This window comes from Nocardioides sp. (assembly GCF_031397825.1).
Taxonomy (GTDB): Bacteria; Actinomycetota; Actinomycetes; order Propionibacteriales; family Nocardioidaceae; genus Nocardioides.
Genome location: NZ_JANNML010000243.1, coordinates 1 through 7,368 on the forward strand (window position 1 = coordinate 1; position 7,368 = coordinate 7,368).

8 protein-coding genes and 2 pseudogenes are annotated in these 7,368 nt (G+C 71.8%); 5 read left to right on the forward strand and 5 right to left on the reverse strand.

Features of this window, described 5'->3' with window-relative positions; all coding sequences use genetic code 11:
* Positions 1–416: pseudogene (locus RMN98_RS20690) on the reverse strand (transketolase); the annotation flags it as partial.
* Between the two features lie 124 nt (positions 417–540).
* Here RMN98_RS20690 and RMN98_RS20695 point away from each other — a divergent pair.
* Complete coding sequence (locus tag RMN98_RS20695; RefSeq protein WP_397210403.1) at positions 541–1,581, forward strand: heme o synthase; 1,041 nt, start codon at positions 541–543, stop codon at positions 1,579–1,581.
* Here RMN98_RS20695 and RMN98_RS20700 read toward each other — a convergent pair.
* The 3 genes from RMN98_RS20700 to RMN98_RS20710 are packed head-to-tail and all read right to left on the reverse strand — an operon-like array spanning position 1,571 to position 4,196.
* Complete coding sequence (locus tag RMN98_RS20700) at positions 1,571–2,491, reverse strand: COX15/CtaA family protein (protein ID WP_309650716.1); 921 nt, start codon at positions 2,489–2,491, stop codon at positions 1,571–1,573. The two genes, RMN98_RS20695 and RMN98_RS20700, sit on opposite strands and share 11 nt — an antisense overlap.
* Positions 2,482–3,264 carry an ABC transporter permease gene (locus RMN98_RS20705; protein ID WP_309650717.1) on the reverse strand — a complete coding sequence of 261 codons (783 nt, stop codon included), beginning with the start codon at positions 3,262–3,264 and terminating at the stop codon, positions 2,482–2,484. Before RMN98_RS20705 ends, RMN98_RS20700 begins: the two co-directional genes overlap by 10 nt.
* Positions 3,261–4,196, reverse strand: a complete 936-nt coding sequence (locus RMN98_RS20710; protein ID WP_309650718.1) for an ABC transporter ATP-binding protein — start codon at positions 4,194–4,196, stop codon at positions 3,261–3,263. Before RMN98_RS20710 ends, RMN98_RS20705 begins: the two co-directional genes overlap by 4 nt.
* 23 nt (positions 4,197–4,219) lie before the next feature.
* On the opposite strand from RMN98_RS20710, the gene RMN98_RS20715 reads away from it, so the two are divergent.
* Positions 4,220–4,585 (forward strand): hypothetical protein, encoded by a 366-nt coding sequence (locus RMN98_RS20715; RefSeq protein ID WP_309650719.1) that lies wholly within the window; start codon positions 4,220–4,222, stop codon positions 4,583–4,585.
* Positions 4,578–4,994 (forward strand): hypothetical protein, encoded by a 417-nt coding sequence (locus RMN98_RS20720; RefSeq protein WP_309650720.1) that lies wholly within the window; start codon positions 4,578–4,580, stop codon positions 4,992–4,994. Before RMN98_RS20715 ends, RMN98_RS20720 begins: the two co-directional genes overlap by 8 nt.
* On the opposite strand, the gene RMN98_RS20725 is transcribed toward RMN98_RS20720, so the two are convergent.
* Entirely contained in the window at positions 4,979–6,271 is a 1,293-nt protein-coding gene (locus RMN98_RS20725; protein ID WP_309650721.1) for a hypothetical protein, read from the reverse strand. The two genes, RMN98_RS20720 and RMN98_RS20725, sit on opposite strands and share 16 nt — an antisense overlap.
* An 81-nt stretch (positions 6,272–6,352) precedes the next feature.
* On the opposite strand from RMN98_RS20725, the gene RMN98_RS20730 reads away from it, so the two are divergent.
* Positions 6,353–7,057 (forward strand): metalloregulator ArsR/SmtB family transcription factor, encoded by a 705-nt coding sequence (locus RMN98_RS20730; RefSeq protein WP_309650722.1) that lies wholly within the window; start codon positions 6,353–6,355, stop codon positions 7,055–7,057.
* Positions 7,054–7,368: pseudogene (locus RMN98_RS20735) on the forward strand (Fe-S cluster assembly protein SufB); the annotation flags it as partial. The gene RMN98_RS20730 and the pseudogene RMN98_RS20735, both read left to right, overlap by 4 nt.

Genomic DNA, 7,368 nt, shown 5'->3' on the forward strand with positions numbered 1-7,368 from the left:
ACGTAGACGTGGTGGTCGAACAGGCTCTCGCCGACCGGGCTCTCGGGGTCGAGCAGGCCGCGCTGCTTGCGCGCGGCCATGGCCATGCCGACGGCGTTGCCGACGCCCTGGCCGAGCGGGCCGGTGGTGACCTCGACGGCCTTGGTGTGGTGGTACTCCGGGTGGCCGGGCGTCGCGCTGCCCCAGGTGCGCAGCGCCTTCAGGTCGTCCAGCTCGAGCCCGAAGCCCCCGAGGTAGAGCTGGGTGTAGAGCGTGATGCTGGAGTGCCCGCAGGAGAGGACGAAGCGGTCGCGCGAGATCCAGTCGGGGTCGACCGGGTCGTGCTTCATGACCTTCTGGAAGAGCAGGTAGGCGGCGGGGGCCAGGCTCATGGCCGTGCCGGGGTGGCCGTTGCCGACCTTCTGGACGGCGTCCATCGCCAGGACGCGGGCCGTGTCGACGGCCTTCTGGTCGAGGTCGGTCCAGTCGAGTCCGGCGGGGTTGCTCACGGGGGCGTTCACGGGTTCCTCTCGCTGATGACGGGCACCACCGAGCCTACTCATGTGCGCCGCTAGACTGACACCCGCTCCACCGTCCATTTCCCGCTCTTCATCCTGCTATGCGAGGACACCTGTGACCCACGTCGGCCAGCCGGTCTCTGCTGTCAACCAGCCGGGACCCGACGGACCTCACGGCGGGCCGCACGAGAAGGCCGGCTTCAAGGACGTGGTGATGGCCTACGTCGGGCTGACCAAGCCCCGCGTCATCGAGCTGTTGCTGCTCACCACCGTGCCGGTGATGTTCTTCGCCGAGCGCGGGATCCCGCCGCTGGGCCTGGTGCTCGCCACCGTCGTCGGCGGCACGCTGTCGGCCGGCTCGGCCTCGGCCTTCAACTGCGTCTACGACCGCGACATCGACGAGCAGATGCGTCGCACGCGGCGCCGCGCGCTCCCACGCCACATCGTCACGGCGCGATCCGCCCTCGTGTTCGCCTCCATGCTGGCGATCCTCTCGACCATCGTGCTGGCCGTGTGGGTCAACCTGCTCTCAGCAGGCCTCTCGGTCCTCGCCAACGCGTTCTACGTGCTGGTCTACACGATGGTGCTCAAGCGCCGCACGACGCAGAACATCGTCTGGGGCGGTCTCGCGGGCTGCTTCCCGGCACTCATCGGCTGGACGGCCGTCACCAACGAGCTCTCGTGGGTCCCGGTCATCCTCTTCGCCGTCGTCTTCTTCTGGACACCGCCGCACACCTGGGCACTGGCGCTGCGCTACCGCGAGGACTACGCAGGAGTCGACGTCCCCATGCTCCCCGTGGTCGCGTCCGCCCGCGAGGTGGGCCGCCAGATCGTCCTCTACAGCTGGGTGATGGTGGCGACCTCGCTGCTGCTGTGGCCCGTCGCCGGGACCGGGTTGTTCTACCCGATCGCCGCGACCGTGCTGGGCGCGGTCTTCCTGGTCGAGGCCCACCGCATGTGGCGCCGCGCCCGCGGCACCGAGGACCTGAGCGTGATCCAGCCGATGCGGCTGTTCCACCACTCCAACCTCTACCTCTCGCTGCTGTTCGTCGCGGTGGCGCTCGACCCGCTGCTCAAGCTCTGAGCAGGTCCTCCAGCTCACGCTCGTGGGTCTCCCCGAGGGAGCCGTTGGGCGTGCGCACCGCCAGCAGCGTCCACGTGACGACGGCGGAGATCAGGGCCGCGCCGAGCATGTGGAAGCCGACCAGCACGATCGGCAGGTCGGTGAAGTACTGCACGAAGCCGATGGCGCCCTGACCCAGCTCGACGAGCAGCAGCACGAGCACCGCCGTGCGGGCCTCGGCCGACGCGCGCAGGGCCGCCAGGGCGAAGAGCAGCCCGATGGTGAGTCCGACCAGCAGGAAGACCGAGTCGGCGTGCAGCTGGCTCACCTGGAGCGGGTCCAGCCCGTTGCGGGGCGAGTCCTCGTCACCGGCGTGCGGACCCGAGCCCGTGACGACGGTGCCGATGTAGAGCACGGCCCAGGAGGCGGCGTACGTCGCCCAGGCGAGGCCGACGACCGGCCCGCGGGCCGGCACGGGGTCGGGCTGGTCGACACGGCGGACGAAGAGGACCGCCAGCGAGATGATCGCCATGGAGATCAGCAGGTGGAACGACACGATCCACGGGTTGAGGTCGGTGAGGACGGTGATGCCACCGATGATCGCCTGGGCGGGGATGCCGAGCGCGAGCCACAGCGCCAGTCGGCGCAGGTCGCGGCGGCCGGTCTGCCAGGCCGCGACGAAGGTGGCGACCGCGATCGCCACCAGCACGAAGGTGAGCATCCGGTTGCCGAACTCGATCGCCTCGTGGAGGTCGAGGGCTCCGTGCGGGGTGAACGACTCGTCGGTGCAGCGCGGCCACGTCGGGCAGCCCAGGCCGGAGCCGGTCAGGCGGACCGCGCCGCCGGTGACCACCAGCATCGCGTTGGCGACCAGGGTGGCCCAGCCGAGCGGGCGGACGTAGCGGGCGAGGGACACGAGGTTCACTCCCATGTGAAGGTCCGGGCGGTGAGGACGGTGCCGACGGTGGCCCAACCACCGAGGACGACCAGCTCACGCCAGGCGACGGTGGCATCGTTGAGGGCCTCGCGCATGGCGTTGCCGAGGGCGCCCGAGGGGAGCCAGCGGACCACCTCGCCGAAGTCGCCGTAGGCCGACATCGGCAGCACGACCGCTCCACCGGCGAGCAGCAGCAGGTAGACGAGGTTGGCAGCGGCCAGGGTGGCCTCGGCGCGCAGCGAGCCCGCCAGCGCCAGGCCGAGACCGGCGAAGGCGGCGGTGCCGAGCACGAGGGCCAGCACGACGCCGACCACGCTGGCGCTCGGCTCCCAGCCGAGCGCGAGGGCGACCGACGAGATCACCGCGACCTGCAGCACCTCGACGAGCAGCAGCGCGCCGATCTTCCCGGCCAGCAGGGCCGAGCGGGACAGGGGGGAGGTGCCGAGGCGCTTGATCACGCCGTAGCGGCGTTCGAAGCCGGTCGCGATCGCCAGCGAGGTGAAGGCGGTCGACATGATCGCCAGCGCCAGGACCCCGGGTGTGAGCGTGTCGACGGCCGAGCGGGTGAAGTCGAGGCCGATGCGGTCCGACCCCATGACGCCGCCGATGAGCACGATGACCGGGATGACGACGGCCAGGAGCAGCTGCTCGCCGTTGCGCAGCATCAGCCGCGCCTCCATGCCGGCCTGCGCCAGCACCATGCGGGGCAACGGGGCGGCGCCGGGCCTCGGGGCGAAGGTGCCGGTCGGTGTCGTGGGTGCGCTCATGGGGCAAGGTCCCGTCCGGTGAGCTCGAGGAAGACGTCCTCGAGGTTGCGCTGGCCCAGCGTCAGGGACTCGGGCAGGACGCCGTTGTCCTCGCACCAGCGCGAGACCTTGGCGAGGGTGGAGGCGTCGGCCGGACCGGTGACCAGCAGGCTGAGCTCGTCGAGCTGCACGACCTCGATCGCCTCTCCGAGCGCGGTGCGCAGCGACGCCGGGCTGCCCGGGGGGAAGGGCCGGGTGACGACGAGGCGGATCGTCGTGACGGAGCCGCCCCGCGTCAGGTCGAGCGGCGAGCCGCTCGCGACGAGGCGGCCGTGGTCGATGATGTGGATCTTGTCGGCGAGGCGCTCGGCCTCCTCCATGTAGTGCGTCGTCAGCACCACGGTCACCCCGTCGGCGCGCAGCTCCTCCAGCAGCGCCCACGTCGCGCGGCGGGCCTGCGGGTCCATGCCGGCCGTCGGCTCGTCGACGAAGACGACCTCGGGTCGGCCGACCAGCGCGAGGGCCAGGCCCAGGGGCTGCTGCTGGCCGCCGGAGAGGCGTCGGTAGGGGGTGCGGCCGCAGTCACCGAGGCCGACCCGCTCGGCGAGCAGGTCGACGTCGAGCGGGTGCGCGTGCAGCTTGGCCACGTGACGCAGCATCTCCATCGCCCGCACGCCGCTCCACGCGCCGCCGCCCTGGAGCATCACGCCGATGCGGGGGTGCAGCTCGCGGCGGTCGGCGACCGGGTCGAGGCCCAGCACGCGGACCGTGCCGCGGTGCGGCGTGCGGTAGCCCTCGCAGGTCTCGAGCGTCGTGGTCTTGCCGGCGCCGTTGGGCCCCAGGACCGCGGTGATGGTGTGGCGCTCGACGGTGAGGCTGAGCTCATCGACCGCGACCTTGTCGGCATAACGCATCACCAGGCCGTCGACGGAGACGGCAGGCGGTTCGGACACACCCAGAGTCTAGGGTTGACGGTGTGAACGACTGGGTCATGGGTGCGGTGCTGGTGCTGTCGGCGGTGGCCCTCCTCGGGATCGCCGTACTGCTGGTCAAGGACCAGACCGCCGGCGACCCGCTCTTCGCGCTGCTGGCGGTGATCGAGGTCGTGCTGCTGGTGCAGCTGGTGGTCGGCTCGGTGCAGCTGTCCGGCACCGAGCGCGACGTGTCCGGGGTCCTCTTCGTGAGCTATCTCGTGGGCATCCTGACCGCCCTGCCGATCGGGGCGTTCTGGTCGCTGGCCGAGCGCACCCGCGCCGGCACCGCCGTGCTCGCGGTCGCCGCCTTCACCGTCATCGCCCTCGAGCTGCGGCTCGACGCGATCTGGGGCGGCGCGGGTGCGTGACCTCTCCTCGGGCCCGGGACGAGTCCTGGTCTTCGTCTACGGCGTCTTCGCGGTCGCCGCGACCGGTCGCTCGCTGGTGCAGCTCGGCGCCGACGCCGACAAGGCGCCGGTGGCCTACTCCCTGTCGCTCCTGGCCGCGGTGATCTACCTCGTGGCGACCACGTGCCTGCTGCTCGGGGGCCGTCGGTCCTGGCTGATCGCGGTCGGCGCCTGCACCATCGAGCTCGTGGGGGTGCTGGTCGTCGGCACCCTCAGCTATGCCGACACCGCGCTCTTCCCCGACAAGACCGTCTGGTCGCACTTCGGCCAGGGCTACGGCTTCCTGCCGCTGGTGCTGCCCTTCGTCGGGCTCGCGTGGCTGCGTGCGACCCGGCCCGCGACCCGGCACACCGCTCAGCGCAGCGCGTAGTCCACGATGCACGGGCCGTCGGCCCGTGCGACTCCACCGATCTGCGCCGGCACCGGCGTGGGGGAGGACGACCAACGCGGCGCCAGGTCGTAGGTCCCCAGCAGGGTGGTCGCCGCCGCGGTCATGGCCGCGAGCGCGAAGGGCTGCGCGGGGCAGGTGTGCCGGCCGTGACCGAACGCCGTCACGAGCTGCGGCGAGGCGAGGTCGCTGGTGTCGGCGAGCCGGTGCCGGTCCCACCGACTCGGCTCCCACCGGTCCAGACCGGGACCGGCCGAGGTGTTGAGCAGGGGCAGCAGCGTGGCGATCGTCCAGCCGGCGGGCACCTCGAGCACGGCGTCGCCCACGTCGAGGCTGACCGGGCGCAGGACGGTGCGCGCCATGATCGAGCGCTGGGCCAGGCGGGTCGACTCCAGCGCGCAGCGTTGCGCCAGGTCGGCGTCGCCGGCCACGACCGCAGCCTCCTCCTGCGGGTGGCCGAGCAGGTCCACGAGCGCCCACCCCAGGGCGGCCGCCAGGTTGGACATCGAGGCGACGTGGATCAGCGCGACGTCGAGGGCCACCCCGCGGCGTCGTACGTCCTCGGGCTCGTCGGCCCAGGCCGCGACGATCCGGGCGAAGAGCGCGTGGTCGGTGACGTCGTCGTCGAGCAGCCGGTCGACGGCCGACCCGACGTGCTCGACGACGACCTCGAGGGCCGCCCGCTCGGCGGCCTTGCCGGAGGCGGCGACGGCGGCCATGGCGTCGGGGTGGACGAAGGCGTCCGAGCCGTCGAGGGTGTCGAAGGCCTCGACCAGCGCCTCGAAGGTGTCGCCGTCGGCGGCGTCGGGGCCGGCCCAGGAGGCCAGGCCCATGCGGTGGCCGAGCCGACGGGTCAGCGCGAAGAGGTCAGTCTCGCCGGAGGGGCCGAGCTCGGCCACGGTCTGGGCGAGCGCCTCGTCCAGGTGGCGCAGGTAGCCGGCCACGTCGTCGCGCCGGAAGAGCGAGCCCGGCAGCGTGCGGCGGCCCTCGAAGATCCCGTCGGGCAGCTTGCGGCGCAGCATCAGGTAGTCGGCGACGCCCTTGCTGGCCGCCTCCTCGGGCAACCCGTAGAACGACTCGACCCCGCGCGGGGAGAAGGTGAAGAGGTAGTGGTCACGCCCGCTGGTGAGCGTGAACGTGTCACCGTGGGTGGCGCGGGCGGCCGCGATCGCGGCGACCGCGTCGCCCACCGGCTGGTCCCACGGGAGCCCCACGCCCACCGCGAGCGGGGGAGCGGGCACGATCTCGGGGAGTGGCACAGGACACATCGTGACAGCAGCAGGGTCGGGTAAGGCTCCCCTTCCTTGAATGGCCCTCACCATTAACGGCACACTGGTGTTGTGGAATTCGACGAGAGCGCCGCCAACGGCGCGGACCAGCCGACGCGCCAGCGCGTCGTCCGGTCGATCCTCGACCACGGACCCTCCACCGCTGCGGTGCTCGCCGAGGCGCTCGACCTGACCCCGGCCGCCGTACGACGTCACCTCGACCAGCTGGTCGAGGAGGGTGTCCTCGAGGCGCGCGAGCCCCGCTCGCAGGCCTCGCGTGGTCGCGGACGACCGGCCAAGGTGTTCGCGCTGACCAACCACGGCCGTGACGGCTTCGACCAGCAGTACGACGACCTCGCCGTCCAGGCGCTGCGGTTCCTGGCCGAGACCGGCGGCGACGAGGCCGTCCGCGAGTTCGCGCACCGTCGCGTGGCGTTTGTCGAGGAGCGCTTCGGCCCCCTCATGACCGCCGAGCCCGACCTGAGCCCCGCCGAGGTGCTCGCCAAGATCTTCACCGACGAGGGCTACATCGCCAGCGTGCGCCAGCTGCCGGTGGTGGGGGAGCAGCTGTGCCAGCAGCACTGCCCCGTCTCCCACGTCGCCCACGAGTTCCCCCAGCTGTGCGAGGCCGAGACCGAGGCGATCAGCCGCGTCCTCGACCACCACGTGCAGCGCCTGGCCACCATCGCCCACGGCGACGGGGTGTGCACCACGTGCATCCCGACCGGCGTGGATCCGTCCCGCTCCACCGACACGAGGAAGGCGGTCAGCTCATGACCTCCATCGAAGAGCTCAACCCCGAGCTGAAGGGCATCGGCCGTTACGACTTCGGCTGGGCCGACACCGACGTCGCCGGAGCGACCGCCCAGCGCGGTCTCAGCGAGGACGTCGTGCGCAACATCTCGGCCCTCAAGAGCGAGCCGCAGTGGATGCTGGACCTCCGCCTGAAGGGCCTCAAGCTCTTCCACCGCAAGCCCATGCCGACCTGGGGCTCCGACCTCGACGGCATCGACTTCGACAACATCAAGTACTTCGTGCGCTCCAGCGAGAAGCAGGCCGCGACGTGGGACGACCTCCCCGAGGAGATC